25 protein-coding genes are annotated in these 26391 nt (G+C 72.9%); 14 read left to right on the top strand and 11 right to left on the bottom strand.

Annotation, left to right across the window (positions count from 1 at the left end):
* On the top strand, positions 1 to 663 hold a 663-nt coding region (locus VFJ94_RS14690; protein ID WP_325004968.1), incomplete at its 5' end, for a PH domain-containing protein.
* Here the strand turns inward: VFJ94_RS14690 and VFJ94_RS14685 are convergent.
* Positions 644 to 2395, bottom strand: coding sequence for a phospho-sugar mutase (locus VFJ94_RS14685; RefSeq protein WP_325004967.1), 1752 nt, complete (start codon positions 2393 to 2395; stop codon positions 644 to 646). The two genes, VFJ94_RS14690 and VFJ94_RS14685, sit on opposite strands and share 20 nt — an antisense overlap.
* Entirely contained in the window at positions 2395 to 3228 is an 834-nt protein-coding gene (locus VFJ94_RS14680; RefSeq protein ID WP_325004966.1) for a purine-nucleoside phosphorylase, read from the bottom strand. Before VFJ94_RS14680 ends, VFJ94_RS14685 begins: the two co-directional genes overlap by 1 nt.
* 78 nt (positions 3229 to 3306) lie before the next feature.
* Between VFJ94_RS14680 and VFJ94_RS14675 the strand changes: the two genes are divergently transcribed.
* Both VFJ94_RS14675 and VFJ94_RS14670 read left to right on the top strand, forming a co-directional pair.
* Positions 3307 to 4710: an NAD(P)H-quinone dehydrogenase gene (locus VFJ94_RS14675; RefSeq protein WP_325004965.1), complete on the top strand. Its 1404-nt coding sequence runs from the start codon at positions 3307 to 3309 to the stop codon at positions 4708 to 4710.
* Positions 4711 to 4868: 158 nt separating this feature from the next.
* The gene (locus VFJ94_RS14670) at positions 4869 to 5381 is read left to right on the top strand and encodes an antitoxin (protein ID WP_325004964.1); all 513 of its coding nucleotides are present in this window, start codon (positions 4869 to 4871) and stop codon (positions 5379 to 5381) included.
* A 249-nt stretch (positions 5382 to 5630) separates the two neighbouring features.
* Here VFJ94_RS14670 and VFJ94_RS14665 read toward each other — a convergent pair whose 3' ends face one another.
* Entirely contained in the window at positions 5631 to 7421 is a 1791-nt protein-coding gene (locus VFJ94_RS14665; RefSeq protein WP_325004963.1) for an acetyl/propionyl/methylcrotonyl-CoA carboxylase subunit alpha, read from the bottom strand.
* Between the two features lie 116 nt (positions 7422 to 7537).
* Between VFJ94_RS14665 and VFJ94_RS14660 the strand changes: the two genes are divergently transcribed.
* From VFJ94_RS14660 to VFJ94_RS14650, 3 genes are read left to right on the top strand one after another with little or no spacing between them, the layout of a single operon-like run.
* Positions 7538 to 8377: an aldo/keto reductase gene (locus VFJ94_RS14660; protein ID WP_325004962.1), complete on the top strand. Its 840-nt coding sequence runs from the start codon at positions 7538 to 7540 to the stop codon at positions 8375 to 8377.
* 18 nt (positions 8378 to 8395) lie between these two features.
* Positions 8396 to 8905 carry a DUF3806 domain-containing protein gene (locus VFJ94_RS14655; protein WP_325004961.1) on the top strand — a complete coding sequence of 170 codons (510 nt, stop codon included), beginning with the start codon at positions 8396 to 8398 and terminating at the stop codon, positions 8903 to 8905.
* Positions 8906 to 8932: 27 nt separating this feature from the next.
* Complete coding sequence (locus tag VFJ94_RS14650; protein ID WP_325004960.1) at positions 8933 to 9793, top strand: tryptophan 2,3-dioxygenase; 861 nt, start codon at positions 8933 to 8935, stop codon at positions 9791 to 9793.
* Between the two features lie 28 nt (positions 9794 to 9821).
* Here VFJ94_RS14650 and VFJ94_RS16560 read toward each other — a convergent pair whose 3' ends face one another.
* The 4 genes from VFJ94_RS16560 to VFJ94_RS14635 all read right to left on the bottom strand — a co-directional run bounded on the left by VFJ94_RS16560 (position 9822) and on the right by VFJ94_RS14635 (position 12539).
* The gene (locus VFJ94_RS16560; protein WP_414654621.1) at positions 9822 to 10433 is read right to left on the bottom strand and encodes a helix-turn-helix domain-containing protein; all 612 of its coding nucleotides are present in this window, start codon (positions 10431 to 10433) and stop codon (positions 9822 to 9824) included.
* Positions 10434 to 10673: 240 nt separating this feature from the next.
* Positions 10674 to 11129, bottom strand: a complete 456-nt coding sequence (locus tag VFJ94_RS14645; protein ID WP_325004970.1) for a SufE family protein — start codon at positions 11127 to 11129, stop codon at positions 10674 to 10676.
* A gap of 53 nt (positions 11130 to 11182) precedes the next feature.
* The gene (locus tag VFJ94_RS14640) at positions 11183 to 12097 is read right to left on the bottom strand and encodes a sulfurtransferase (protein ID WP_325004959.1); all 915 of its coding nucleotides are present in this window, start codon (positions 12095 to 12097) and stop codon (positions 11183 to 11185) included.
* Between the two features lie 49 nt (positions 12098 to 12146).
* On the bottom strand, positions 12147 to 12539 hold the full coding sequence (locus tag VFJ94_RS14635) for a MerR family DNA-binding transcriptional regulator (RefSeq protein WP_325004958.1): 393 nt from the start codon (positions 12537 to 12539) through the stop codon (positions 12147 to 12149).
* A 49-nt stretch (positions 12540 to 12588) separates the two neighbouring features.
* Between VFJ94_RS14635 and VFJ94_RS14630 the strand changes: the two genes are divergently transcribed.
* The 3 genes from VFJ94_RS14630 (at position 12589) to VFJ94_RS14620 (ending at position 16752) form a co-directional block, all read left to right on the top strand.
* Entirely contained in the window at positions 12589 to 13761 is a 1173-nt protein-coding gene (locus VFJ94_RS14630; protein WP_325004969.1) for an acyl-CoA dehydrogenase family protein, read from the top strand.
* Positions 13758 to 15362, top strand: coding sequence for an acyl-CoA carboxylase subunit beta (locus VFJ94_RS14625; RefSeq protein WP_325004957.1), 1605 nt, complete (start codon positions 13758 to 13760; stop codon positions 15360 to 15362). The genes VFJ94_RS14630 and VFJ94_RS14625 overlap by 4 nt, the downstream gene beginning before the upstream one ends.
* A gap of 118 nt (positions 15363 to 15480) precedes the next feature.
* Positions 15481 to 16752 carry a hypothetical protein gene (locus VFJ94_RS14620; protein WP_325004956.1) on the top strand — a complete coding sequence of 424 codons (1272 nt, stop codon included), beginning with the start codon at positions 15481 to 15483 and terminating at the stop codon, positions 16750 to 16752.
* A 7-nt stretch (positions 16753 to 16759) separates the two neighbouring features.
* On the opposite strand, the gene VFJ94_RS14615 is transcribed toward VFJ94_RS14620, so the two are convergent.
* Together VFJ94_RS14615 and VFJ94_RS14610 are read right to left on the bottom strand one after the other, a co-directional pair.
* Complete coding sequence (locus VFJ94_RS14615; protein WP_325004955.1) at positions 16760 to 17407, bottom strand: Maf family protein; 648 nt, start codon at positions 17405 to 17407, stop codon at positions 16760 to 16762.
* A gap of 56 nt (positions 17408 to 17463) precedes the next feature.
* Positions 17464 to 19149, bottom strand: coding sequence for a DUF885 domain-containing protein (locus VFJ94_RS14610; RefSeq protein WP_414654620.1), 1686 nt, complete (start codon positions 19147 to 19149; stop codon positions 17464 to 17466).
* Positions 19150 to 19278: 129 nt separating this feature from the next.
* Between VFJ94_RS14610 and VFJ94_RS14605 the strand changes: the two genes are divergently transcribed.
* Positions 19279 to 20838: an FAD-dependent oxidoreductase gene (locus VFJ94_RS14605; RefSeq protein ID WP_325004953.1), complete on the top strand. Its 1560-nt coding sequence runs from the start codon at positions 19279 to 19281 to the stop codon at positions 20836 to 20838.
* A gap of 53 nt (positions 20839 to 20891) precedes the next feature.
* On the opposite strand, the gene VFJ94_RS14600 is transcribed toward VFJ94_RS14605, so the two are convergent.
* Both VFJ94_RS14600 and VFJ94_RS14595 read right to left on the bottom strand, forming a co-directional pair.
* The gene (locus VFJ94_RS14600; RefSeq protein ID WP_325004952.1) at positions 20892 to 21128 is read right to left on the bottom strand and encodes an acyl-CoA carboxylase subunit epsilon; all 237 of its coding nucleotides are present in this window, start codon (positions 21126 to 21128) and stop codon (positions 20892 to 20894) included.
* Complete coding sequence (locus VFJ94_RS14595; RefSeq protein WP_325004951.1) at positions 21125 to 22735, bottom strand: acyl-CoA carboxylase subunit beta; 1611 nt, start codon at positions 22733 to 22735, stop codon at positions 21125 to 21127. Before VFJ94_RS14595 ends, VFJ94_RS14600 begins: the two co-directional genes overlap by 4 nt.
* Before the next feature lie 23 nt (positions 22736 to 22758).
* On the opposite strand from VFJ94_RS14595, the gene VFJ94_RS14590 reads away from it, so the two are divergent.
* The 4 genes from VFJ94_RS14590 (at position 22759) to VFJ94_RS14575 (ending at position 26267) form a co-directional block, all read left to right on the top strand.
* Complete coding sequence (locus VFJ94_RS14590; RefSeq protein WP_325004950.1) at positions 22759 to 23598, top strand: biotin--[acetyl-CoA-carboxylase] ligase; 840 nt, start codon at positions 22759 to 22761, stop codon at positions 23596 to 23598.
* The gene (locus VFJ94_RS14585) at positions 23582 to 24625 is read left to right on the top strand and encodes an adenylate/guanylate cyclase domain-containing protein (protein ID WP_325004949.1); all 1044 of its coding nucleotides are present in this window, start codon (positions 23582 to 23584) and stop codon (positions 24623 to 24625) included. Before VFJ94_RS14590 ends, VFJ94_RS14585 begins: the two co-directional genes overlap by 17 nt.
* A gap of 34 nt (positions 24626 to 24659) precedes the next feature.
* Positions 24660 to 25460, top strand: a complete 801-nt coding sequence (locus tag VFJ94_RS14580) for an enoyl-CoA hydratase-related protein (RefSeq protein WP_325004948.1) — start codon at positions 24660 to 24662, stop codon at positions 25458 to 25460.
* A 129-nt stretch (positions 25461 to 25589) separates the two neighbouring features.
* Positions 25590 to 26267, top strand: coding sequence for a response regulator transcription factor (locus VFJ94_RS14575; protein WP_325004947.1), 678 nt, complete (start codon positions 25590 to 25592; stop codon positions 26265 to 26267).
* Positions 26268 to 26391: the final 124 nt, after the last annotated feature.

Below are 26391 nucleotides of genomic sequence, written 5' to 3'. Positions count from 1 at the left end.
GGAGACGAGCAAGGAGACGACGTGGGCCAGCCCGCCCCGCAGGACCCGACCGGGCGCGTCGGCGCCCCCGCCGGGGAGCGCCGGACGCTGCGCCCGGGGTCGTCGGTCGCCGTGGGCGCCGCGGGCCTCGCCGCGGCGCTCGCCCTGCTCGTGCCCGCCGCGCTTGCCGACCCGCGGCCGTGGTCGCTCATCGGCTCGGTCGTCTTCGGGCTCGTCCTGCTCTGGCTCCTCGTCGTGCGACCGAGCGCCGTCATCGCCGACGAGGGAATCCGCCTGGTCAACCCGCTGCGGATCGTCGACATCAGCTGGCCGGCCGTGAGCGAGGTGCGCAGTCGGTGGGTGCTGGAGGTCGTCGCGGACGGCCGCCGCTACGCGGCGTGGGGAGTCCCCGCCGAGCCGAAGCGTCCCCGGCACGGCCGCGGCCGGCCGACCCTGGGCGCCCACCGCGTGCCCGCGTCGAGCCCGGCTCCCAGGGTCCTTGGCGCGCGGCTCCCGGTCGGGGCCCAGGCGGTCGCCGCGGAGATCGAGGCCCGGGTGGCCGCGGACCGGCGGCGCCCGGACGGAGGGAGCCTCCGCGTCGTGAGCCAGGCCTGGGACCCCGTGGCGGTCGGCCTGCTCCTTGCCGGCGCCGCCTGCTTCGTCGTCACGGTGCTCCTCGCCTGACCTCGACCGGCCGGGTCAGCTCCTGCACCTCGGCGCGGAGGGCGGCCAGACGGGTGGCCGCCGACCTCCGGGCCACCCGCACGGCATCGGGGTCGGGCCGGGACTCGCGAACCGGCTCCCCGACCGGCTCGCCGACCGGTTCGATGACCTCGAGGTAGACCTTGACCTTCGGCTCCGTGCCGCTCGGCCGGATGATGATGCGTGCGTCGCCCTCGAGATACCATCGCAGCCCTTCGGTGGGCGGCAGGCCGCCGGCACCACGGCTGAGGTCGTCGACCTGTCGCACCGCGAAGCCGGCGAGGCTCCGCGGGGGCCTGCGGCGCAGCCGGCCGACGACCTCCTCGATCTGCGTGAGGTCGGTGACGCGGACGGCGAACGAGTCGGTGGCGTGCACGCCGTGGAGCAGGGCCAGGTCGTCGAGGAGGTCGAGCAGCGTGCGGCCCTCGGCCTTGAGGCCGGCCGCGAGCTCGGCGAGCAGCAGGGCGGCGCTGACGCCGTCCTTGTCCCGCACCGCGGCCGGTGCCGCGCAGTAGCCGAGCGCCTCCTCGTAGCCGTAGCGCAGCCCCGGCACCCGCGAGATCCACTTGAACCCGGTGAGCGTCTCCTCGTGTCGGATGCCGGCCGACCGGGCGACGGCCGCGAGCAGCCGGGACGAGACGATCGAGTTGGCGAAGACGTCACCGGGTCGCACGCCCCTGGCCACGAGGTGCGCCCCGAGCAGCGCCCCCACCTCGTCGCCCCGCAACATCCGCCAGTCGCCGGCGTCAGGGTCGAGGACGGCCGCCGCGCACCGGTCCGCGTCCGGGTCGTTGGCGATGACGAGGTCGCACCGCTCCCGCCGGGCGACCGCAAGGGCGAGGTCGATCGCGCCCTCCTCCTCCGGGTTGGGAAAGGCCACGGTGGGGAAGTCGGGGTCGGGCAGGGCCTGCTCCACGACGGCCACCGGCTCCGGGAAGCCGGCCCGCACGAAGGCCTCACGGACGATCGCGTGGCCGACCCCGTGCAGGCTCGTGTGCGCGACGGCGAGGTCCCGGGCCGAGTCCGGGTCGAGCACCCCGACGACGGCGTCGACGTAGTCGCCCTCCAGCTCGGGGCCGAGCACCCGCCACCCCTGCGCGACCCGGGGCACGTCACGCACCCGCTCGACGGCGCCGATGTGGCGGGCGATCTGCGCGTCGACCGGCGGCACGATCTGGCTGCCGTCGCCGAGGTAGACCTTGTAGCCGTTGTCCTGCGGAGGGTTGTGGCTCGCGGTGACCATGACCCCCGCGTCGGCGCCGAGGCGGCGGATCGCGAAGGCGAGCACCGGCGTCGGCAACGGCTCGGGCAGCAGCAGCGCGGACCCGCCCGCGGCGACGACCACCGCCGCCGTGTCACGGGCGAAGACGTCGGACCCGTGACGGGCGTCGTAGCCGATGACGACGACGGGATGGTCCCCCGCGCCGCCCTCGCCCTGCAGGTATGCCGTCAGGCCGGCCGCCGCCCGCAGCACCACGCTGCGGTTCATCCGGTTGGGCCCGGCGCCGAGCGCCCCGCGCAGGCCCGCGGTGCCGAACTGGAGCATCCCGGTGAACCGGTCCGCGAGGTCGGCGGCGGCGTGTTCGTCCCCGCCCTCGGCCTCGGCGAGCAGGGTGCGCAGCTCGTCGCGGGTCGCGGGGTCCGGGTCGTCGTCGCACCAGGCGCGCGCCGCGGCATACAGCGTCTCGCGGGACCCCGCCGCGTCCGGCACCATCAGATCCTGCCCACGACCTCGGCGAGGAGTCGGCCGCATCGCCCGGCGGCCGCCCGACCTGCCTCGAGGACCTCGGCGTGGCTGAGCGGGACGTCCGAGATGCCCGCGGCCAGGTTGGTCACGAGCGAGATGCCGAGCACCTCCAGGCCGCTCTGGCGCGCCGCGATGGCCTCGAGCGTCGTCGACATGCCGACGAGGTCGCCGCCCAGGATGCGCGCCATCCGCACCTCGGCCGGCGTCTCGTAGTGCGGCCCCGGGAACTGGACGTACACACCCTCCTCGAGCCGGGGGTCGACCTCGCGGGCGAGCGCACGCAGGCGCGGGGAGTAGAGGTCGGTGAGGTCGACGAAGGTGGCGCCCTCGACGGGCGAGGAGGCGGTGAGGTTGAGGTGGTCGCGGATGAGGACCGGCGTGCCGGGGGGACGGCCCGGGTCCAGGCCCCCGCAGCCGTTCGTCAAGACGATCGCCCGGCACCCGGCCGCGGCCGCGGTGCGGACGGCGTGGACCACGGCGCGCACTCCGTGGCCCTCGTAGAAGTGCGTGCGGGTGCCGAAGACGAGCGCGTACCGCCCGGTGTCGCCGATCGCGACCGACCGGAGGCGGCCCGTGTGCCCGGCCACGGCGACCGGCCGGAAGCCGGGCACGTCGGCGTGGTCGACGGTGGCGACGGTGCTGCCGACGAGGTCGGCCGCCCCGCCCCACCCCGAACCGAGGACGAGGGCCACGTCGTGTCCGTCCACGCCGGTGCGCTCGGCGATCACGGCCGCGGCGTCCGCGGCGACACCGAAGGGATCCGTCGCGGGGTCGCTCAGATCGTGGGCTGGCGCTGTCACGCGTCCGAGCCTAGCGAGCACCGGAGACGGCCAACGGTGGATCGTCCCCTGCCTGACGGGCAGTGGTTGGATGGTCCCGTGATCACGCGAGCGACGTCCGTCGTCATCCTCGGAGGAGGACCCGGCGGCTACGAGGCGGCTCTCGTCGCGGCCCGGCTCGGAGCCGGGGTCACGGTCGTCGAGCAGGACGGTCTCGGCGGCGCTGCCGTCCTCACGGACTGCGTGCCCAGCAAGGCGCTCATCTCGACGGCGGACTACATGTCCGACTTCGAGGTGGCCGCCGGGCTCGGGGTCCGCCTCCAGGACCCGGAGGGCGACGAGGTGAGCGACGCCGTTGCCCAGGCCGAGACCGTCAACCGGCGGATCCTGCAGCTCGCCGCGGCCCAGAGCGTCGACATCCAGGCGAGCCTCGAGTCGGTCGGGGTGCGGGTGCTGCGCGGGCGGGGCCGCGTCGTCGACCGCGGCACCGTCTCCGTCGACACCGCGGATGGTGCCCGCACGAAGCTGCGCGCGGACGTCCTGCTCCTCGCGACGGGCGCCACGCCTCGTGTGCTGCCCTCGGCGGTGCCCGACGGCCAGCGGATCCTCACCTGGCAGCAGATCTACTCGCTGACCGAGCTGCCGCGGCGCATCGTCGTCATCGGCTCCGGCGTCACCGGGGCCGAGCTCGCGCAGGCCTACCTCGGCCTCGGCTCCGAGGTCGTCCTCGTCTCGTCCCGGGACCGCGTGCTGCCCGGCGAGGACGCCGACGCGGCCACCGTGATCGAGGACGTCTTCCGCAAGCGGGGCATGGAGGTCCTCAGCCGCTCGCGGGCGGCGGGGGTGGAGCGGACCGAGGCTGGCGTCGTCGTCAGCCTCGTCGACGGGCGCACCGTCGAGGGAAGTCATGCGCTCCTCGCCGTCGGCTCCGTCCCGCAGACCGCGGGCATCGGGCTCGAGGAGCTGGGGGTCGAGCGGTCGGAGTCGGGTCACGTCACCGTCGACCGGGTCTCGCGGACCTCCGTCGCCGGCGTGTATGCCGCCGGTGACTGCACCGGGGTGCTGCCGCTCGCGTCGGTGGCCGCCATGCAGGGCCGCATCGCCATGTGGCACGCGCTCGGCGACGCCGTCGCCCCCCTCAGCGTGCGCGGCGTGGCGGCCAACATCTTCACCGATCCCGAGATCGCCACGGTGGGCATCGGCCAGCGCGAGGCCGACGAGTCGCCCGACATCGAGGTGGTCCGCCTCCCGCTCGCGCGCAACCCCCGGGCCAAGATGCAGGCCATCACCGACGGGTTCGTCAAGCTCTTCTGCCGCAAGGGCTACGGCACCGTGCTGGGCGGCGTGGTCGTCGCGCCCAAGGCGTCGGAGCTGATCTTCCCCGTCGCGCTGGCCGTGCAGAACCGGCTGAGCGTCGACCAGGTCTCGAGCACCATCACCGTCTATCCGTCACTGTCCGGGTCGATCGCCGAGGCCGCACGCCAGCTGCACCAGTCGGAGTGAGTCGGCGGGCAGCAGGGGAGGCTGGCGCCGCCTCCGCCCGCGGGAGGCGTACGGTCGTAAGAGCACGTACCGTGACCCGGGGCCCGCGCCCCATCAGCACACCCGTCACCAGCACACCCGTCATCAGCACACGCCTCGACAGCACAGACGGAGGACTCATGAGCGACTGGATCGCCAAGGCCAAGGACTTCCTCAAGGGCCATCCCGAGCAGGCCGAGAGCGGCTTGCAGAAGGTGGAGGAGCTCGTCAACGACAAGACCGGCGGACGGTATGCCGAGCAGGTCGACAAGGCGGGTGACGCGGTGCGAGGCGGGCTCGGGCTCCCGCCGGAGGCCGAGCCCGCCTCGGAGGCGTCCGTGCCGACGCCGCAGCCCGAACCGGCGCCGGGAAGCACGCCGGAACCGGGTCCGGCTCGGCCGGCCGACCCGACCCCCTTCGACCCGGGGACCTCGCCGTCGTCGGTCCCGCGCGAGCCCGTCGCCCCGCCCGGACCCGACATCCCGGACCTTCCGGAGCCCACCCTGCCGGACGGTCCCGGCACGGAGCAGCCGGACCTGCCGCCGCCCGGCCAGCCGACCGAGCCGTCCGACCGCATCGACGCACCGCCGCCGACGGGGTCGGCAGCCCCGCCGGCCGGCGGTCGGATCACCTTGGGGGACCCGCCCGCCTGAGGCGCGCTTCCCAGCGCCCGGGCCTCCGCCACGTCGAGTGGCCAGTTTCGCTCGGCCCGGGCTGGGACCAAACTGGCCACTTGACTGAGGGGAGGAATGCCGGTTCGCTCCCCCGACAGGTCGAGTGGCCAGTTTCGCTCGGCCCGGGCTGGGACCAAATTGGCCACTCGACTGACGGGAGGAATGTCGGCTGGTGGCCCTGAGGAGGAATGCCGGCTTGCCCAGGACCGTGAGAGCAGGAGCGGGGCGTCAGGCCTGCGCGTCGGCGATCTCGGCGAGCACCGCGCCGGAGGTGACGGTCTCGCCGACCGACGCGGCGAGGCTCGTGATCACGCCGGCCCGGTGCGCGTTGATCGGCTGCTCCATCTTCATCGCTTCGAGGACGATCACGAGGTCGCCCTCGGCGACGACGGCGCCCTCCTCGACGGCGATCTTGACGATCGTGCCCTGCATGGGTGCGGTGAGCGAGTTGCCGGACGCCGCGGCGCCCGCCTTGCCGCCACCGGAGCGCTTGGGCGCCTTCTTCCTGGCGGCGCCGCCGGTGGCGCCGCCGCCGAAGGAGAGTCCGCCGGGCAGGGAGACCTCCAGCCGTTTGCCGCCCACCTCGACAACGATGGTCTGCCGCTCGGCCGCGTCGGCCGCGTCGCCCCCGGAAGCCGGCCCTGCGGCATACGGCTCGACGGTGTTGTCCCACTCGGTCTCGATCCAGCGGGTGTGGATCGAGAAGGGGGTGCCGTCGGCCGGTGCGAACGCCGGGTCGGCGACGACGGCACGGTGGAACGGCACGACGGTCGGCATGCCGTCGATCGTCAGCTCGGCCAGGGCCCGGCGCGAACGCTCGATGGCCTGCTCGCGGGTGCGGCCGGTGACGATGAGCTTGGCGATCATCGAGTCGAAGGCGCCGGCGACGGTGTCACCCTCGACGATGCCGGCGTCCCAGCGCACGCCAGGACCGTGCGGCACGACCATCTTCGACACGGTGCCGGGGGCCGGGAGGAAGCCGCGGCCGGCGTCCTCGCCGTTGATGCGGAACTCGATGGAGTGGGCGTGCGGCTCGGGGTCGTCGTAGTCGAGCGTCTCGCCGTTGGCGATGCGGAACTGCTCACGCACGAGGTCGATGCCGGTGACCTCCTCGGTGACGGGGTGCTCCACCTGCAGGCGGGTGTTGACCTCGAGGAAGCTGATGTCGCCCTGCGGTCCGACGAGGAACTCGCACGTGCCGGCGCCGACGTAGCCGGCCTCCTTGAGGATCGCCTTGGACGCGCGCAGGAGCTCGTCGTGCTGCTCCTCGGTGAGGAACGGGGCGGGTGCCTCCTCGACGAGCTTTTGGTTGCGGCGCTGGAGCGAGCAGTCGCGCGTCGAGACGACGACGACGTTGCCGTGCTGGTCGGCCAGGCACTGGGTCTCGACGTGCCGCGGGCGGTCGAGGAAGCGCTCGACGAAGCACTCCCCGCGGCCGAAGGCCGTCACGGCCTCGCGGACCGCCGACTCGTAGAGGTGCGGGATCTCCTCGAGGGTGCGGGCCACCTTGAGCCCACGGCCGCCTCCGCCGTATGCCGCCTTGATGGCGACCGGCAGCCCGTGCTCCTCCGCGAAGGCGACCACCTCCTCGGGGCCGGAGACCGGGTCCTTGGTGCCGGGCACGAGCGGGGCGTCGGCCTTCGTCGCGATGTGCCGGGCCTTGACCTTGTCGCCCAGCGCGTCGATGGCGTCGGGGCCCGGGCCGATCCAGACGAGGCCGGCGTCGAGCACGGCCTGGGCGAAGGAGGCGTTCTCGGCGAGGAAGCCGTAGCCGGGGTGGACGGCATCGGCACCCGAGCGCGCGGCGACGTCGAGCAGCTTGTCCTGGACGAGGTAGCTGTCGCCGGGCGTCGAGCCTCCAAGGGCGTAGGCCTCATCGGCGACCTTGACATGCAGGGCATCGCGGTCCGGCTCGGCGTAGACCGCCACCGAGGCGATCCCGCTGTCCTTGCACGCCCGCGCGATGCGCACGGCGATCTCACCACGGTTTGCGATCAGAACCTTGCTGATGGATGCCATGCGACGGAGCCTAGCGCGTTGCCAACGCGCCTCCCGGGGTCGAAACGAGCGTCGTGCGAGCACGCCGGGTGAGGTGCGGCACACGCGGTCGGCGAGCCGGCGATAGGTTTTGGGCCATGACCGCACACACCCGCGTTCCCTCTGTCGAGCTCCTGCACGCCTCGATCCCGGGGCTGACCATTCCGCAGCTGGGCTTCGGGGTCTGGCAGGTGCCCGACGACGAGGTGGAGGCCGCCGTGGCGGTGGCGCTCGACACCGGCTACCGGCACGTCGACACCGCTCGCCTCTACGGCAACGAGGCAGGTGTCGGGCGGGCCCTCGCCGCGACCGACGTCCCGCGTGAGGACGTGTTCGTCACGACGAAGGTGTGGAACGACGACCACCGCAACGTCGCGGCCGCCTTCGACGCGTCGCTGGAGCGGCTCGGCCTCGAGGTCCTCGACCTGTACCTCATCCACTGGCCGGTGCCGTCCCAGGATGCCTACGTCGACGCGTGGACGGCGATGCTCGAGCTGCAGCGATCGGGACGGGTGCGCGCGGTGGGAGTCTGCAACTTCACGATCGAGCACCTTCAGCGGCTCCTGGACGAGACGGGCGTGCTGCCCGCGATCAACCAGGTGGAGCTGCATCCCTACCTCCAGCAGAGGGAGCTGCGCACCTTCCACGCCCAGCACGGGATCGCCACGGAGGCGTGGAGCCCGCTCGCGTCGGGCGGCGACGTCCTGCGCGACCCGACCGTGGCGGCCATCGCGGACAAGCACGGCGTGACGCCGGCCCAGGCGATCATCCGGTGGCAGCTGCAGATCGGCAACGTCGTGATTCCCAAGTCCGTCACGCCCGCCCGCATCGCCGAGAACGCGGACGTCTTCGGCTTCGAGCTCGACGGGGACGACCTCAGGGGCTTCGAGGCGCTCGACCGCGGCGTGCGCACGGGCCCTGACCCCGAGACGTTCTAGCAGGGATAGCCTGATCCCGTGGGCTGGTTCTCGAGGAGGAGCAGGACCGATTCGGGCGTATCGGCAGCGGGGTCCGGCGCCCCTGCGACCGACGATGCGGCCGAAAGGCTCGACCCCACGTTCGACGGCAAGCCCGTCGCCGAGCCGCTCACCGAAGCGGAACGGGCCCGGATCAGCCAGCGGCTCGAGACCTTGGCCGCCCGGGGCGTTGACGTCGACGACCTTTCCTCCATCGGGGCGGCCTATGATGCGGCCCGCAGCCACGAGCTGCGCGCGCCGAGCGGCGAAGGCGCTGACCTTCTCGTCGACCTCTTCGCCGTGGCGGTCGGCGAGCACCTGGTCCGGCACAGCGCGCGCCAGTGGGCCATCGTCACCGACGCGTTCGGGACCGACCTCGGCCTCGTCGCTGCACGCTCGGACACCGTCGTCGTGCCGCACAACCTCGTCAGCGCCCGGTGGATGCGGCGGGAGCTCGGGTGGATCCCTGGGGTGGTCGGCCACCTGGTGTCGCTGGCCGCCCGCCCTTGACGAGAGGGCGCCACCTACGATCGACCGATGGACACCGTTGATCCGACGAGCCAGCGCGACCTCGAGCGGGGCATCCAGCGGGACTTCGCAGGGAAGCTGTCCTACGGCGACTACCTCGGGCTCGACCAGCTCCTCTCGGCGCAGCGGCCGCTCAGCGACCCACCCCAGCACGACGAGCTGCTCTTCATCATCCAGCACCAGACGACCGAGCTGTGGCTCAAGCTGCTCATCCACGAGCTGCGCTCGGCGCGCAGCCTGCTGGCCTCGGACGAGCTCGCCCCGGCCCTGAAGAGGTTGGCCCGCATCAAGCACATCCAGCACACGCTCGCGGACCAATGGAGCGTGCTCGCGACCCTCACGCCGAGCGAGTACGCCGAGATCCGGCCGTTCCTCGCCACCAGCTCGGGCTTCCAGTCTGCGCAGTACCGTGAGGTCGAGTTCCTCCTTGGCAACAAGAACTCGGACATGGTGGCCGTCTTCGCCCACGACGAGGGCGCCCGGGCCGCCCTCGAGGAGCTGCTGCGCCAGCCGAGCCTCTACGACGAGTTCCTCGCCTACCTCGACCGCCGAGGGTATGCCGTGCCGCCGGAGCTGCTTGACCGCGACTGGAGCCAGCCCTACCGGTCCAATGCCGCCCTGGTCGACACCATCGCCGAGGTCTACGCGCGACCGCATGACCACTGGGGCGTCTACGAGACGTGTGAGGAGCTCGTCGACGTCGAGGACAACTTCCAGCTGTGGCGCTTCCGACACCTGCAGGTCGTCCAGCGCACCATCGGCGACAAGACCGGCACCGGCGGGTCGAGCGGGGTGGGCTTCCTTCGGCGCGCCCTCGACCTGACGTTCTTTCCCGAGCTCTACGCGGTGCGCTCGCGGATCACAGGATGACCCACGCGCCCGCGGCGCCGGCGCACGCTCAACCGGTCCGGGCCCGGGGCGCCGGCTCGCACTGGCAGGGACAGGTGGGTGGGCACGCGGCCCCGAGGTAGCACCTGTCAAAGCACCGGCATTCGGGAAGCGGTCTGGGTGCGGTCTGCACCCACGCCGGTCGCGCACGCAGCAGCTGGCGGCGTTGCTCCAACTCCCTCACCGTCGGGTGATCGTCCCCGGGGGACGTCGTGCCGGTCGACCGAATGCGGAGGCGGTCCCGTTCCGGGCGAAGGTGATACCAGCCTCTGGCCGGGGGCCGGTCATAGCGCGGGAAGTGCCGGCGCGCTGGCGGCACCAGGTCCGGTGGAGCGACGTCGAGGTGCGCGGGAAACCGCCGATCCGCGTTGTCGCGGACAACGTCGGCCGCAACCGGCTCCACCTCGCAGCCGTCGGAGTCGACGACTGCCAGGCGCAGGCCAGCGCATCGCAACACCGCTGCCAACAACCCCAGACTGCCTCTGGTGTGCCCTGATTCAACCCGGGACACCGTGGCCGGCGAGACACCGAGCACCTCCGCCAGCTCCCGCTGGCTGAGGTCGGCTCTGCGCCTCGCCCTGACGACGAACCGTCCGAGGACGCCGTCGTCGGCCCAGTCCATGTCTGCCGCTCTGTTCTGCATGCGGTCACTCTGGCGGCGACCGCCGACAGTCCTCAGCACACGCCAAAGCCGCCCGTTGGGTGCCTCGCCCGGCGGCCTACGTCACTGCTGCAGAAAGTGGAGCAGTGACGTAGGGGGCGCGGTGGGTAGCTCCCCGCGGGCTACGTCACTGCTGCAGAAAGTGGAGCAGTGGCTTAGCAGCCGGGTAGGGGTGGGGGGCGGGGGACCGCTGGCTCAGTCTCAGGCGGCCGTCTTGGCGCGGACTTGGCGCTTGATCCGCGCCAGCATGGCGACCATTCCGCGCATGCGCAGCGGTGAGACCGCCTCGGCGAGCCCGAAGCGCATCGGGGCGTCGTCCGGCACGGCGAGCACCTCCGCGGCCGACAGTCCCTCAAGCCCCTCGTGCAGGATGCCGGCGAAGCCGCGGGTGGTGGGCGCCTCGTCCGGGGCGTCGAAGAAGACGTGCACCACCCGCTCGTCGGGCGACGGGCCGGGATCCACCTCGACCATGAGGAACACGGGGGACTGGCACTCGTCGACGCGTTCGAGGGCGTCGAGCCGGCCGGCATAGCGCTCGGGCAGCGCCGGCAGCTCGTCGCTGAACTCGAGCAGCAGCTCGAGCTTGAGCTCGTTGGTGGCCGCGCGGAAGTCCTCGGCGATGGACGCGAGCGACTCGGGCAGTGGCGTCTCGGGCAGTGGCGTCTCGGGCAGTGGCGTCCCGGGCAGTGGTGCATCGGTGCTCACGGCGCTCACCGCTCGATGGGGACCCGCACGGCGTTGCCCCACTCGGTCCAAGAGCCGTCGTAGTTGCGGACCTTCTCGAAACCGAGCAGGTGGGTGAGCACGAACCAGGTGTGCGACGACCGCTCGCCGATCCGGCAGTAGGCGACGACGTCGTCGTCGGGCGACAGGCCCTGCTCGTCGAGGTAGAGCCGCTCGAGCTCCTCGCGCGACTTGAACGTGCCGTCGTCGTTCGCCGCCCGGGCCCAGGGCACGGACTTCGCGCCGGGGATGTGGCCGCCGCGCATGGCGCCCTCCTGCGGGTAGTCCGGCATGTGGAGCAGCTCGCCGCTGTACTCGCCGGGTGAGCGGACGTCGACGAGCGGCTTGCCGAGGTGGCCGAGCACGTCCTCCTTGAAGGCGCGGATCGGGGCGTCGTCGCGGTCCACGACCGGGTAGTCGACGGCGGTGACGGTCGGCACGTCGCGGGTCAGCTCCCGGCCCTCGGCGATCCACTTGGCCCGGCCCCCGTCGAGCAGCCGCACGTCCTCGTGGCCGAACAGGCTGAAGACCCACAGCGCGTATGCCGCCCACCAGTTGCTCTTGTCGCCGTAGATCACGACCGTCGTGTCGCGGGAGATGCCGCGCGCACCCATGACCTCGGCGAAGCGCTGGCCGTCGACGTAGTCGCGGGTCACCGGGTCGTTGAGGTCGAGGTGCCAGTCGATCTTCAGCGCGCCGGGGATGTGGCCGGTGTCGTAGAGCAGGACGTCCTCGTCCGACTCCAGCAGGGCGATGCCGTCGGGGCCACCGACGCGTCCGGAGCCGATCTGCTCGGCCAGCCACTGCGTCGTCACCAGCCGTTCGGGGTGTGCGTAGGCCTGGATCTTGGGGTCGAGCTGGGGGTCGAGCTGGGGGTCGAGCTCGGTGTCGTCAACGCTCATGGGGCCATCCTCACACGCTCGCCCGGTCACCTGACGGGCAGGTCGAGGCTCACCCGTCGTCGCCGAGCCGCTCGAGGTCGGCCCGGCAGCGACGCTCGAAGTCGCCGAGCTCGGCGATCGCGTCGTCGAGGTCGCGGCGGCGCCGCTCGAGGTCGGCGCGCCGCTCGTCGATCTGGCCGAGGACGTACTCCAGCTGCGCGCGCCGCCCCCGGGGCGCGTCGAAGAGGTCGATGATCGTGCGGATCTCCTCGAGCGGGAAGCCGAGCCGTTTGCCCCGCAGGATGAGGCCGAGGCGCGTCCGGTCACGTGGGCGGAAGACGCGCTGCGTGCCGCGCCGCTCGGGGCTGATGAGGCCGAGCTCCTCGTAGTGGCGGACGGTCCGGTGCGTGACGCCGAACTCCTGCGCCACCTGCGCGATGGTCCACGTCGGGCCGCTTGTCATACCAGGAATCATGCTTTACGTTTACGTCAACGTCAATCAAGGGAGAGGGATGTTCGAGCTCAGCCAGGACCACGAGGACTTCCGCAAGGTCGTGCGCGACTTCGCCGAGAAGGAGGTCGCCCCGCACATCGCCGACTGGGACCGGGAGGCCCGGTTCCCGACCGAGCTCGTGCCCAAGATGGGCGACCTCGGCCTCTTCGGCCTCATCGTGCCGGCGGAGCACGGCGGCAGCGACGGCGACTTCACGAGCCTCTGCGTGGCCATCGAGGAGCTGGGGCGGGTGGACCAGTCGGTGGGGATCACGCTCTCGGCGGGCGTGGGCCTCGGGATCAACCCGATCCTGACCTACGGCGACGCCGAGCAGAAGGACCGCTTCCTGCCGGACCTCGTCGCGGGCCGCGCGCTGGCGGGCTTCGGGCTGAGCGAGCCCGAGGCAGGGTCCGATGCCGGTGCGACCCGCACCCGGGCCGTCCGCGACGGGGACGAGTGGGTCCTCGACGGTGCCAAGGCCTTCATCACCAACTCGGGCACTCCCATCACCTCGGTCGTCACGGTCACCGCCCGCACCGGCACCAACCCCGACGGCTCCGCGCAGATCTCGGCGATCCTCGTCCCCTCCGGCACGCCGGGCTTCACCGTCGAGCCGGCCTACCGCAAGCTGGGCTGGCACGTGTCCGACACTCATGGGCTCACGTTCGACGGCTGCCGGGTGCCGACGGCCAACCTGCTCGGCCGTGAGGGAGACGGCTTCCGCCAGTTCCTCACGATTCTCGACGACGGTCGCATCGCCATCTCGGCGCTCGCCGTCGGCTGCGCGCAGGCCTGCCTGGAGCTCGCCGCCGACTACGCCAGGACACGCATGGCGTTCGGTCGCCCCATCGGCGCCAACCAGGGGGTCGCCTTCCAGGTGGCCGACCTCGCGGTCATGGTGGAGTCCGCCCGGCTGCTCACCTACAAGGCGGCCTGGCTCAAGGACGAGCTGCACGCGGGTCGGCGCTCCAGCCGCGAGGTCAAGCACGCCGCCGCCATCGCCAAGCTGCACTCGACGGAGGCCGCCGTCACCGCCACCCGGATCGCAACCCAGGTCTTCGGCGGCAACGGCTTCATGGAGGAGTACCCCGTGGCCCGGTTCTACCGCGACGCCAAGATCCTCGAGATCGGCGAAGGGACCTCGGAGGTGCAGCGGATGGTCATCGCGCGTGGTCTGGGGCTGCCGGCATGACGCAGGCCGATGCCGGCGCGGATGGCCCCGCCGAACCCCGGTCCGACCCGGGCGCCGACCCCCGCGTGGCCGATGTGCGGACCCGGCTGCAGGCGGCATACGCCGCCTCGTCGGCCCCGCCGCCGAAGGCCCGGGCCAAGCTCGAGGCCCAGGGCAAGATCTACGTGCGCGAGCGGATCGACCTCCTCTTCGACGCGGGGTCCTTCGTCGAGGACGGCCGCTACGCCAACGCGCTGGAGCCGGGGCTGCCCGCCGACGGCGTCGTCACCGGCCGGGGCACCGTCGACGGCCGGCCGGCCGTCGTCATCGCCAACGACCCGACCGTCAAGGCCGGGTCCTGGGGAGCCCGCACCGTCGAGAAGATCGTCCGGGCCACCGAGATGGCGCTGCGTGAGGAGCTGCCCGTCTTCTGGTTCGTCGACTCCGCCGGGGCCCGCATCACCGACCAGGTCGAGATGTTCCCAGGTCGCCGCGGCGCCGGCCGGATCTTCCACAACCAGGTCGCGCTGTCCGGAAAGGTGCCGCAGATCTGCTGCCTCTTCGGCCCGAGCGCGGCCGGCGGCGCCTACATCCCGAGCTTCTGCGACGTCATCATCATGGTCGAGGGCAACGCCTCGATGTACCTCGGCAGCCCACGCATGGCCGAGATGGTCGTCGGGGAGAAGGTCTCCCTCGAGGAGATGGGCGGCGCGCGGATGCACTGCACCGTCTCGGGCGTGGGTGACCTGCTCGCCGCGGACGACGCGGACGCCATCGAGCTCGCCAAGCTCTACTTCTCGTACGTGCCCGGCAGCTGGCGCGACTCGCCGCCGTCCTACGACCCCGAGGAGCCGGCCGCTCCGCTGACCCGGCATACGGTGCCGGAGCGGGAGTCGGTGCCCTTCGACGTGCACGAGGTCATCGACGGGCTGGTGGACGCGGACTCGTTCTTCGAGCTCAAGCCGCTGTGGGCGGCCGAGCTCGTCATCGGCTTCGGGCGGCTGCGCGGCGAGACGGTCGGCATCCTCGCCAACAACTCCGTGGTGAAGGGCGGGGTGCTCTTCACCGACAGTGCCGACAAGGCGGCCAGGTTCATCTGGCTCTGCGACGCGTTCAACGTCCCGCTCGTCTACCTCGCCGACGTCCCGGGCTTCATGATCGGCTCGGAGGTGGAGCGCGGCGGCATCATCCGGCACGGGGCCAAGATGGTCAGCGCCGTGGCCTCGGCGACCGTGCCGCAGTTCTGCGTCGTGCTGCGCAAGGCCTACGGCGCCGGTCTCTACGCCATGGGCGGGCCCGGCTTCGGGCCGGATGCGACGATCGCCCTGCCGACGGCGCGCATCGCGGTGATGGGCCCGGAGGCCGCGGTCAACGCGGTCTACGCGAACAAGATCGCCGAGGTCGAGCAGAGCTCCGGCGTGGCCGCCCGCGACGCCTTCGTGGCCGAGCGGCGCCGCGAGTACGAGGCTGATGTGGACATCGAGCGCCTGGCGGCGGACCTCGTCCTCGACTCCGTGCTCGAGGCCGACGAGCTGCGCGACGACCTCGTGCGCCGCCTCGCCTACGCCGCCAGGCGGGATCGCCGCTTCAGCGAGCGGCGCCGCTCCGTGCCCCCCGTCTGACCCGCTCGCCTGAGCGGCGCCCGCCTGCCGAGGCCGCTCCGGGGCGGCCGTCGTCGTAGTCTTGAGACCACGCCCACCGTCGCCTCAGCGCCTGGTGGGCTGCTGCCCGCCCGCGACGTTGGAGCCGATCATCACCGCCACACTCGAGTCCGTCGACCGCGCCATGGAGGCGCGGGTGCCGTTCTACCGCCGGTTCGGCGTGTGGTTCCCCGTCCTCGTGTATGCCGTGTCACGCCTGCTCGTCTGGGTCGCCGGCTCGGTCCTGTCCCACGACCAGATGGCGCTGCACCTCGGGCAGGAGCTCATCCGCATCACGTACCCGCAGGCGGCCGACCCCGGCTACCTCAGCGTCATGACCAACTGGGACGGCCAGTGGTACCGCATCATCGCCGAGCGCGGCTACCCGGAGGTCCTGCCGCGCACGGCGACGGGTCGGGTCGACATGAACCCCTGGGCCTTCTACCCCGTCTTCCCGGTCACCGTCGGCGTCGTCATGCGCCTGACCGGGCTGCCCTTCGTCGTGGTGGGCCCGATCCTGTCGATGCTCATCGGGGTCGCCGCCATCCTCATGCTCTTCAAGCTCGTCGACGAGGCGGTGGGCCGCTGGGAGGCCGTCGTGGCCGTCGTCGCGACCTGCTTCTACGTCGCCTCGCCGATCTTCTCCGCCTCCTACACCGAGTCGACGGCCCTGCTCCTCGTGACCCTCACGCTGTGGCTGCTGCGCCGACGCCGGTACGGCTGGGTCGTCGTGTCGCTGCTCGTGCTGTCGCTGAGCCGCAACGTCGTCATCGCCATGGTGCCCGTCATCCTCGCCCACGCCGTCGTGCGGTGGCGGACCGGTGACGAGGGTCCCCACCCCATCCGGCTGCGGGTGGGCCTCGCCGCCCTCGCTGCGTATGCCGGGATGCTGACCTGGCTGTGGCCGACGATCGCGTCGGCGGTGACCGGCACGCCGGACGCCTACAACGAGACGATGCTGGCGTGGAAGATCCAGACCAAGATCAAGCTCTACATGTGGTGGAACCTGCTCTACGACTACGGCGGCGTCGCCACGCAGGTGCTCGGCGTGCTCGGCGTCGCGGCCTTCACGTGGTTCATGCTCACGCGGCACTCGTGGCGCTGGGGGCCGGAGATCTGGGGCTGGGCCGGCGCGTACCCGGCATACATCGTCCTCGTGTCGAGCACCACGCCGAGCCGGGTCCGCTACGCGCTGCTCGCGTTCCCGATGACCCTGCTCATCGCCTGGTTCCTCACGCTGGGCCCGTGGCGGCGCTGGCGCTACTGGGCGCTCGGCGGCATCGTCGGCGTCGGCGGCGTGCTCATGTGGTGGTACACCGCGACGTACATTGTCATCGACCAGCTCGTGGCCAGGCCGCTGCTCTACCCCTGAGTCCGGCCTATCTGCGCGCGTGCGGCCCGGCGACGTCGAACCAGCCGACGCCGGCCTGGCCGAGCAGCTCGCGCAGGAGCGGCAGCGAGACCCCCACGACGTTGTGCGGGTCGCCCTCGATGCCCCTGACGAAGGCGCCGCCGAGGCCGTCGATCGTGAACGCCCCCGCGACGCGCAGCGGCTCGCCCGTCGCGACGTAGGCCTCGACCTCGGCGTCGGACAGCAACGCGAAGTGCACCGTGGTCGATGCCGTCTCCCCGAGCGTGGCGCCGCTGCCCTCCGACCTGTCGTCGACGATCCAGTGCCCCGTGTGCAGGACGCCGGACCGCCCCCGCATGCGTCGCCAGCGCGCCACCGCCTCGACCGCGTCCGTCGGCTTGCCGTGCACCTCGCCGTCGAGCTCGAGGACGGAGTCACAGCCGAGGACGACGGCGGACTCCTCGGTGCGGTGCGCGACGTCCTCGGCCTTGGCCCGGGCGAGCAGCAGGGCGACGTCGGCCGGCCCGAGCGGCCCGTAGCGTCGGGTGGCCTGCTCCACGGCGTGGTCCTCGTCGACCCCGCTCACGACGATGACGGGCTCGATGCCCGCCGACCGCAGCGTGGCGGCGCGGGCCGGGGAGGCCGAGGCGAGCACGAGGGTCACGGCGGGCGGCATACGGCACAGCGTAGGGCGACACCGCCCTCCACCCGGCCCCCGGCGCCTCCGGTCGGTCAGAGGCCGCCGAGGACCGCGGCGCGCAGGACGTCGAGGCCCACACTGCCGAGGTCGAGGGCCCGGCGGTGGAAGGCCTTGAGGTCGAAGGCGTCGCCCTCGCGCTCCTTGACCTCCTCGCGCAGCTGCAGCCAGAGCCGCTCGCCGAGCTTGTAGGTCGGCGCCTGTCCCGGCCAGCCCAGGTAGCGGTCGAGCTCGAAGCGCAGCACCTTCTCGTCGAGCAGCGCGTGCGCGGTGAGGAACCGCCAGGCCTTGGGGTGGTCCCAGGCGCCCCCGCCGACCTCCTCGGGAGCCTCGAGGCCGCAGTGCACGCCGATGTCGAGGACGACCCGGGCGGCCCGCAGGGACTGCCCGCCGAGCCAGCCCATCCGGTTGCCCGGGTCGTCGAGGTAGCCCAGCTCGGCCATGAGCCGCTCCGCGTAGAGGGCCCACCCCTCGGCGTGCCCCGAGGTCCACGCCTGCAGCCGGCGCCACCGGTTGAGCGTCCCCGAGCGGTAGACCGTCTGCGCCATCTGCAGGTGGTGCCCCGGGACGCCCTCGTGGTAGACGGTCGTCAGCTCGGTCCACGTCGCGAACCGCGTGTTCCCCCTCGGCACCGACCACCACATCCGCCCGGGCCGCGAGAAGTCGTCGCTCGGTGGCGTGTAGTAGATGCTGCCCGTGTGGGTGGGCGCGATCCGGCACTCGATCCGCCGGACCGGCTCCGGGATGTCGAAGTGGACGTCCGCGAGCTCGGCGACGGCCTCGTCGGCCCGGTCCTGCATCCAGGCCTGCAGCTCGTCCGTGCCCTCCAGCTGGTACCTCGGGTCGGCGTCGAGCATCCCGGCGGCCTCGTGGACCGTCGCTCCCGGACGCAGCGTCTGCGCGACCTCCTGCATGGCGGCGTGGACCCGCGCCAGCTCCTCCAGGCCCCAGGCGTAGGACTCGTCGAGGTCCACGGCCGCGCCGAGATGCCTCCGCGACTCGAGGGCGTAGCGCTCCCGGCCGCAGGCGTCGGCCTCCGGGGCGGCAGGGGCCAGCTCCTCCTCGAGAAAGCGTGCGAGCTCCTCGTATGCCGCGGCCGCCGCCTGCGTGCCGCGCTCGAGCTCGGTCCTCGGGCCGCCCGGCAGGGGGGCGCCGCCGACCCGGGCGTCGGCCACGAGGTGGGCGAAGTAGCCGTCCGCGGCCACGAGGTCGCGGCTCTGCCGGGCGCACGCCAGCACCTGCCGACGGGGGCTGACCCGTCCCGAGTCGCGTGCGGCGAGCAGCGACTGGCGGTAGCCGGCCAGCGCCTCGGGCACCCGGGCCAGGCGCGCGCCGAGGGTGCGCCACTGCTCGTGCGTGTCCTGCGGCATGAGGTCGAAGACGTCCCGGACCGCCTGCACGGGTGAGGCGACCACGTTGAGCGACATGGCGTCGAGCCCGGCGGCGTGCACCTCCTCGGCGAGGCCGAGGCGCTCGCGCATCGTCGCCAGGGTCACCCGGTCGACGTCGTCGGCGGCGGTGGCGGCCTCGAGGGCCACGAGGGTCGAGCGGCGCAGCCGGGAGAGCTCGGCCAGGCCGGCGGGGGAGAAGTCGTCGAGCTCGTCCTCGCGACCGGGCACCCCCATGGTCGTGGCCCCGATGGGGCTGAGCCGCACGTAGGCGTCGAGGTAGGCCTCCGCGATGCGGTCGACGTCGGTCTGCGCTCGGGTGCCCTCGCTCACCGGCCGAACGTATCCCACGGCCCCCATGGACGTGCTTCGGTCAAGCCCGATCGGTGGTCATGCCGGGCCCTGTGCCGGGCCCTGTGCCGGGCCCTGTGCCGGTGCCGAGTGCTGTGGCATCGTCGGGATATGACCGCAGATCTCGCCAGCGCGCGGCACGTGTCGATGTGGCTCGACGGCGCCCCGCCCACCGCATACCCACCGCTCGAGCGCGATCGGGCCGTCGACGTGGCGGTCGTCGGCGGCGGCATCACCGGGCTCACGACCGGGCTGCTGCTCGCTCGCGCCGGCCTGTCCGTGTGCCTCCTCGACCGGGCGTCGATCGCCACCGGCACCAGCGGGCACACGACGGCCAAGGTGACCTCGCAGCACCACCTCACCTACGCCCGCCTCCAGAGCACGCATGGCCGCGACGGCGCCACCGCCTACGGCGCGGCGATGGAGGCCGCGAAGGAGCAGGTGGCCGCGTTCGCCGACGAGGGCATCGACTGCGACCTGCGGCGGCGGCCCGCCTACGTGTATGCCGCGCGCCACGCGGACCGGGTGCTGCTCGAGCGGGAGGCCAAGGCCGCCCGGGAGGCCGGCCTGCCCGCCACGCTCGACGACGACGTGCCGCTGCCGCTGCCGACGAGCGGCGGTCTGCGGTTCGACAACCAGGTGGAGCTGCACCCCCGCGCCTATCTCCTCGGGCTCGCCGACCGGCTTATGCGGGCTGGCGGCGAGATCGCCGAGCACACCACCGCCACCTCCGTCGACGAGGCGGCGGACGGGTGTGTCCTGCACACCGACCGGGGCACGGTCCGCGCCGGTTCCGTCGTCGTCGCCACGCTCCTGCCCTTCCTCGACCGCGGCGGCCACTTCGCCCGCGCCCACCCGACCCGGTCCTATGTCGTGACGGCCCGGGTGCGCGGCGACCTGCCGCAGGTGAGCGCCATCAGCGCCGCCGCGCCGCTCTACTCGGTCCGGTCCGCGCCCTTCCGCGGCGAGGAGCTGCTGCTCGTGCTGGGGCAGGGCCACCGCCTCGGGTCGAGGTCGGCGACGCCCGAGCGCTACGCCAAGGTCGCCGAGTTCGCGCAGCGGCACTGGGACGTCGTCGCGTTCGAGCACCGCTGGTCCGCCCAGGACTACACCCCCGACGACGGGGTGCCCTACATCGGCCGGCTCACCGCGCGCTCGAAGCGGATCCACGTCGCCACCGGCTACAAGAAGTGGGGAATGACGGCCGGCACCCTCGCCGGGATGCTCCTCAGCGACGCCATCCTGGGGCGGCCCAACCCGTGGGCGGCGCTGTTCTCCTCGACGCGGGTCAAGCCCCTGGCCGAGGCGCCCCGCTTCCTGTCCGAGAACGGCCGGGTCGCGCTGCGGCTCTTCGGCGACCGGGTGCTGTCCCCGGGCTTCCGCGGCATCGCCACCCTCCGTGCGGGTGAGGGGGCCATCGTCACGGCCGCGGGACACAAGGTGGCCGGCTACCGCGACGACGACGGCAGGCTCCACGCGGTGTCGGCGCGGTGCACCCACCTCGGCTGCCAGGTCGCGTGGAACGCCGCCGAGCGCAGCTGGGACTGCCCCTGCCACGGGTCCCGCTTCGACCCGGACGGCCAGGTCATCGAGGGTCCGGCCACCGAGCCGCTGGGCCACCGCTCCACCGGCGCCGAGCCGCCCGGCCCAGGACCGGCTGCACGGAACTGACCACTCGAGGGGGAGGGGGCTGCACGGAACTGACCACTCGAGGGGGAGGGCGCTCAGCGCGGAAGGCTGGAGGAGCGCCACCCGCCGCTCGCGGGACGGGGACCGACGAGCTGCCACGCTGGGTCGGCCCACGCGGAGGCACGCCGGGGGGCCGCCTCGTCCTCCCCCCCGCCTCCGACGGCGGTGAGGACGACGACGAGGGCCGCGAGCTCCTCCGCGCTCGGCTGGCCGGAGCGGACCTGCAGGACCGGCGGTGGCGAGTCGGGCGCAGGCGGCTGTGCGGCGTTCACAGCGGGATGTTCCCATGCTTCTTCGGGGGCAGGGTCTCCCGTTTGGTCTTCAGGGCCCGCAACGCCCGGGTGACGTTCATCCGCGTGTTGGAGGGGGAGATGACGGTGTCGATGTAGCCGCGTTCGGCCGCGATGTAGGGGTTGGCCAGCGTCTCCTCGTAGTGCGCGACGAGCTGTGCGCGGTGCGCCTCGACGTCACGGCCCTCGGCGGCCGTCTTGGCCAGCTCCTTGCGGTAGAGGATGTTGACGGCGCCCTGCGCCCCCATGACGGCGATCTGCCCGGTCGGCCACGAGAGGTTGATGTCGGCGCCGAGGTGCTTGGAGCCCATGACGTCGTAGGCGCCGCCGTAGGCCTTGCGGGTGATGACGGTGATCTTGGGGACCGTCGCCTCGGCATACGCGTAGATGAGCTTGGCCCCCCGGCGGATGATGCCGTCCCACTCCTGGCTCGTGCCGGGCAGGAAGCCCGGCACGTCGACGAACGTCAGGACCGGCACGTTGAAGCAGTCGCAGGTGCGCACGAAGCGGGCCGCCTTCTCGGAGGCGTCGATGTCGAGGGTGCCGGCGAACTGCATCGGCTGGTTGGCGACGACCCCGACCGACATCCCGTCGACCCGGGCGAACCCGGTGATGATGTTGGGCGCGAAGAGGGGCTGGACCTCGAGGAACTCCTCGTCGTCGACGACGTGGCGGATGATCGCGTGCATGTCGTAGGGCACGTTGGGCGAGTCCGGGATGCACGTGTCGAGCCAGAGGTCGTCGTCGGTGACGGTGAGGTCGGCGCTGCCCTCGTCGTATGCCGGGGGGGTCTCGAGGTTGTTGCTCGGCAGGTAGGACAGCAGCGCCTTGACGTAGTCGATGGCGTCCTGCTCGTCGGCGCCCATGTAGTGCGCGACGCCCGACTTGGAGTTGTGGGTCAGGGCGCCGCCGAGCTCCTCGAAGCCGACGTCCTCTCCGGTCACGGTCTTGATGACGTCGGGGCCGGTGATGAACATGTGCGAGGTCTGGTCGACCATGACGGTGAAGTCGGTGATGGCCGGCGAGTAGACGGCGCCGCCGGCGCACGGGCCCATGATGAGGCTGATCTGCGGGATGACGCCCGACGCGCGGACGTTGCGCATGAAGATCTCGCCGTAGAGGCCGAGGGAGACGACCCCCTCCTGGATTCGCGCACCGCCCGAGTCGTTGAGCCCGATGACGGGGCAGCCGATCTTCATGGCGAAGTCCATGACCTTGACGATCTTCTCGCCGAACACCTCCCCGAGGGAGCCGCCGAAGACGGTGAAGTCCTGCGCGAAGATAGCCACCTGCCGCCCGTCGACCGTGCCGTAGCCGGTGACGACGCCGTCGCCGTAGGGCCGGTTCTTCTCCTGGCCGAACTGGTTGCTGCGGTGCCGGGCGTACTTGTCCATCTCGATGAAGGTGCCCTCGTCGAGCAGCATGGCGATGCGCTCCCTGGCGGTCTTCTTGCCCCGGGCGTGCTGCTTCTCGACGGCTCGCTCGGACCCCGCGTGGGCCACCTCGGCGACACGCCGTTTCAGGTCCGCGAGCTTGCCGGCGGTGGTGGTCAGGTCAAGAGGCTGCTCGGGTGCCTGATCGGGTGCCATGGCCGCAGCCTAGCCTTGTCGGGGTGCGCAACCCCTTCGACGTCACCGCCGCCCGCGAGGCCTTGGTCACGGGAGCCGGGCCCTGGACCGAGCTGGAGTTCGTGCCCCGGCTCGGGTCGACGAACGACCGCGCCGCCGAGCTGGTCCGGCGCTCGGGCCGGCCGTGGGTGGCCGTCCTCACCGACCACCAGACTGGGGGCCGGGGCCGTCTCGGCCGGGCCTGGGTCGTCCCGGACCGGGCCTCGGTCGCGGTGTCGGCCGTCGTCCCCGTCGAGCACGTCGCGACGGCCGCCTGGGTGCCGCTCCTCGCCGGGCTCGCGCTGGAGCGGGCGGTCCGGCAGGTGGCCCGAGCCGGCGGCCGCGAGCTCACCCCGCGGCTGAAGTGGCCCAACGACGTCCTGCTCGCTGACGACGGGGACCGCAAGCTGAGCGGCATCCTGTGCGAGCTCGTCCCCCTCGGGTCCGGGCACGGCGTCGTCGTCGGCACGGGGGTCAACGTCGACCAGACCCGGGAGGAGCTGCCGACCGACGCTGCCACCTCGCTCGCGCTCGCCGGCGCCCTCGTCCGCCGCGAGGACCTCGTGGTGGCCTACCTGCGCGAGCTGGCCCGCGTCGTCGCGCCGGGTGCCGCTGCGGAGGGCCGGGCGGCATACCGGCTGGCATGTGCCACCATCGGCAGCGACGTGCGGGTCCACCTGCCCGGGGGGGCCGCCGCGGAGGGGCGGGCCATCGCGGTCGACGACTCCGGCGCGCTCGTCGTCGCCACCCCGCAGGGCCCGCGAGCCTTCGCGGCCGGGGACGTCGTGCACGTGCGGCCCCGGAGGGGCCGGCTGGCAGAATCGGGGCATGGCGACCAAGGGTGAGGACTACATCGAGCAGCTGCTCGGCCGCCCCCTCGAGCTGCGCCGGCGCGACGTCAGCCGGGGAGCCGAGGTCTCCCTCCTGTCCGCCCGCAAGTTCTGGCACGCCCTCGGGTTCCCGGTCGTCGACACCGACGAGGAGATGTTCGCCGACGTCGACCGCCAGGCCCTGCAGTGCGTGGCGTCCCTGGTGCGCGAGGGCGTCCTCGACGAGGCGACGGCGCTGTCGCTGACCCGGGCCTTCGCCCGCTCTGCCGACCGCCTCGCCGGCTGGCAGACCCAGCTCATCTTCGAGGCCGTCGAGGAGGAGCGCGCGAACGCGTCCGCGACCGAGGGCGGCGAGGACCCGGACCTGTCCGGCTCGGTGGTGACCTTCGAGACGGCCACGGAGACCGCCCAGCGGATCGCCGCCCTCACCGACCGGCTCGAGCCGCTCCTCGTCTACGCGTGGCGCCGCCACCTCAGCGCGACCGTCGGGCGGATGCTCGCGGAGGCCGACCCGGAGTCCTACGGCCGCACGAAGATCCGGTCCGTCGGGTTCGCCGACCTCGTCAACTTCACCGCGCTCGTGCGGCGGATGTCCGAGCGGGACCTCGCCCGGCTCGTCCAGCGCTTCGAGGCGCTGTCCGCCGACGTCATCACCGCCCATGGTGGCCGACTCATCAAGACCGTCGGCGACGAGGTGCTCTTCACCACGGTCGGCGCGGCCCCCGCCGCCGCCATCGCCCTCGACCTCGTCGACGCCATGGGCGAGGACGACCTGCTGCCCGAGGTGCGCTGTGGCATGGCCCGTGGGGCGGTCATCTCCCGCCTCGGCGACGTCTTCGGCACGACGGTCAACCGCGCGTCTCGCCTCACCGCGGTCGCCCAGGCCGGCGGCGTCGTCGTGGACGCCACGCTGGCCCGCGAGCTGGCCACCCTGTCGGGGTTCGAGCTGACCGGTCAGCGCCGGCGGGTGCTGCGCGGCGTCGGGCCGGTGAGCCCGTCCGTGCTGCGCCGTGCCTCCACCGCCGGTCGCCGACCCGGCTGACCCTCCCGTCGACACCCGCGCAAGGAGACCCCGTATGCCGCCCGCTCCCCTCGTCCGCGTGTCCCGCCCGGAGGGGCCCGACCTCGCGCACGTCGCCGAGATCGTCCTTGACCGGCCCGCCGCCCTCAACGCGGTGTCGACCGACATGGCGCGCGCCATCGCCGCGGCCGCCCGCGCGGTCGCGGCCGACGAGGCGCTGCGGTGCGTCGTGCTCTCCTCCAGCCACCCCACGGCGTTCTGCGTGGGGGCCGACCTCAAGGAGCGGGCCACCTTCACGGACGCCGACCTGCTCGAGCAGCGCCCGCTGGCCCGCGCGGCATACGGCGCGGTCCTCGGCCTGCCGGTGCCGGCCGTCGCGGCGGTGGACGGCTTCGCCCTCGGCGGGGGCTTCGAGCTTGCCCTGTCGTGCGACCTCGTCGTCGCCGGCGAGCAGGCCGTCGTCGGGCTGCCCGAGGTCGGTGTGGGCGTCATCCCCGGCGGCGGCGGCACGCAGCTGCTCGTCCGCCGGGTGGGCTGGTCCCGGGCGGCACGGGCCGTCTTCACGGGCGCGCGGCTCTCGGCCCGCGAGGCGCTCGACCTCGGGGCGCTCGACGAGGTGGTGCCCGCCGGGCAGGCCAGGGAGCGGGCGCTCGCGATCGCGGCTGCCATCGCGGCCAACTCGCCCGTGGCCCTGCGCAACGCCAAGAAGGCCATGCGTCTCGGCTCCGGCGTCGACCTCGCGGCCGGCCTCGAGATCGAGGACGCGTGCTGGCGCGCGACGGCCTTCTCGGGCGACCGCCGTGAGGGCGTGGCCGCCTTCAACGAGAAGCGCCGCCCCGAGTGGCCGGGGCGCTGAGCCGGTCAGGCTCCGGCGTGCCGGCGAGCCCGCCACCCGAAGCGTGAGGGTCGGGACGGGGGATCACCGTCGTCCGGATAGGCTTCCGACAGCGGCACACAACCGCGGACGATCAGGAGGGCCGGTGACGTGACGCGAGTGCTGTTGGCCGAGGACGATCCCACCATCTCGGAGCCGCTGGCGCGTGCCCTCCGACGCGAGGGGTACGAGGTCGACGTCCATGCCGACGGCGCAGCCGCGCTCGACGGTGCCAAGGAGAACCCCGACCTCGTGCTGCTCGACCTCGGCCTGCCGAGGATCGACGGGCTGGAGGTGTGCCGTCGGCTGCGTGCCGAGGGCCGGACGATCCCGGTGCTCATCCTCACGGCGCGGGCCGAGGAGGTGGACACCGTCGTCGGTCTCGACGCGGGCGCCGACGACTACGTCACGAAGCCGTTCCGGCTCGCTGAGCTGCTCGCCAGGGTGCGGGCGCTGCTGCGACGCACGCCGGTCGACGCCGTCGCCACGGGCGAGCTCGTGCGGATCGACTCCGAAGGCCGCCGGGCCTGGTTCAAGGACCACGAGCTGCAGCTGACCGCCAAGGAGTTCGACCTGCTCCGGGTCCTCGTCCGCGAGCAGGGCAAGGTGGTCTCGCGCGAGCAGCTCATGCGCGAGATCTGGGACACCTCGTGGTTCGGGTCCACGAAGACCCTCGACATGCACATCTCGGTGCTGCGCCGAAAGCTCGGAGACGACGCCGCGCAGCCCCAGTACATCGCCACGGTTCGCGGGGTGGGCTTCCGGTTCGAGCGCCCCGACCCCGAGTGACCATGCGCCGCCTGCTCGACCGCATCGCCGTGACCGCCGCGGCCTCGACGGCGGCGACGTTCGCCGTGCTGGCGATCGTGCTCGCCGCCTGGGTGCTCGTCAGCCGACCCACGGTCGTCCAGGA

It is taken from the genome of Intrasporangium sp. (assembly GCF_035688975.1).
Taxonomy (GTDB): Bacteria; Actinomycetota; Actinomycetes; order Actinomycetales; family Dermatophilaceae; genus CALMNV01.
Note: the sequence above shows the minus strand (reverse complement) of the source record. Positions and strands in the feature narration are given on the sequence as shown.

What these genes read in the sequence shown, in the direction of transcription:
- VFJ94_RS14670 (WP_325004964.1), top strand. Translation starts at nt 4,869, where the DNA reads ATGAGCGACTGGATCGCCAAGGCCAAGGACTTCCTCAAGGGCCATCCC.
- VFJ94_RS14625 (WP_325004957.1), top strand. Translation starts at nt 13,758, where the DNA reads ATGACGCAGGCCGATGCCGGCGCGGATGGCCCCGCCGAACCCCGGTCC.
- VFJ94_RS14605 (WP_325004953.1), top strand. Translation starts at nt 19,279, where the DNA reads ATGACCGCAGATCTCGCCAGCGCGCGGCACGTGTCGATGTGGCTCGAC.
- VFJ94_RS14685 (WP_325004967.1), bottom strand. Translation starts at nt 2,395, where the DNA reads ATGGTGCCGGACGCGGCGGGGTCCCGCGAGACGCTGTATGCCGCGGCG.
- VFJ94_RS14585 (WP_325004949.1), top strand. Translation starts at nt 23,582, where the DNA reads ATGGCGACCAAGGGTGAGGACTACATCGAGCAGCTGCTCGGCCGCCCC.
- VFJ94_RS14635 (WP_325004958.1), bottom strand. Translation starts at nt 12,539, where the DNA reads ATGACAAGCGGCCCGACGTGGACCATCGCGCAGGTGGCGCAGGAGTTC.
- VFJ94_RS14660 (WP_325004962.1), top strand. Translation starts at nt 7,538, where the DNA reads ATGACCGCACACACCCGCGTTCCCTCTGTCGAGCTCCTGCACGCCTCG.
- VFJ94_RS14650 (WP_325004960.1), top strand. Translation starts at nt 8,933, where the DNA reads ATGGACACCGTTGATCCGACGAGCCAGCGCGACCTCGAGCGGGGCATC.
- VFJ94_RS16560 (WP_414654621.1), bottom strand. Translation starts at nt 10,433, where the DNA reads ATGGACTGGGCCGACGACGGCGTCCTCGGACGGTTCGTCGTCAGGGCG.
- VFJ94_RS14665 (WP_325004963.1), bottom strand. Translation starts at nt 7,421, where the DNA reads ATGGCATCCATCAGCAAGGTTCTGATCGCAAACCGTGGTGAGATCGCC.
- VFJ94_RS14595 (WP_325004951.1), bottom strand. Translation starts at nt 22,735, where the DNA reads ATGGCACCCGATCAGGCACCCGAGCAGCCTCTTGACCTGACCACCACC.
- VFJ94_RS14630 (WP_325004969.1), top strand. Translation starts at nt 12,589, where the DNA reads ATGTTCGAGCTCAGCCAGGACCACGAGGACTTCCGCAAGGTCGTGCGC.
- VFJ94_RS14580 (WP_325004948.1), top strand. Translation starts at nt 24,660, where the DNA reads ATGCCGCCCGCTCCCCTCGTCCGCGTGTCCCGCCCGGAGGGGCCCGAC.
- VFJ94_RS14640 (WP_325004959.1), bottom strand. Translation starts at nt 12,097, where the DNA reads ATGAGCGTTGACGACACCGAGCTCGACCCCCAGCTCGACCCCCAGCTC.
- VFJ94_RS14615 (WP_325004955.1), bottom strand. Translation starts at nt 17,407, where the DNA reads ATGCCGCCCGCCGTGACCCTCGTGCTCGCCTCGGCCTCCCCGGCCCGC.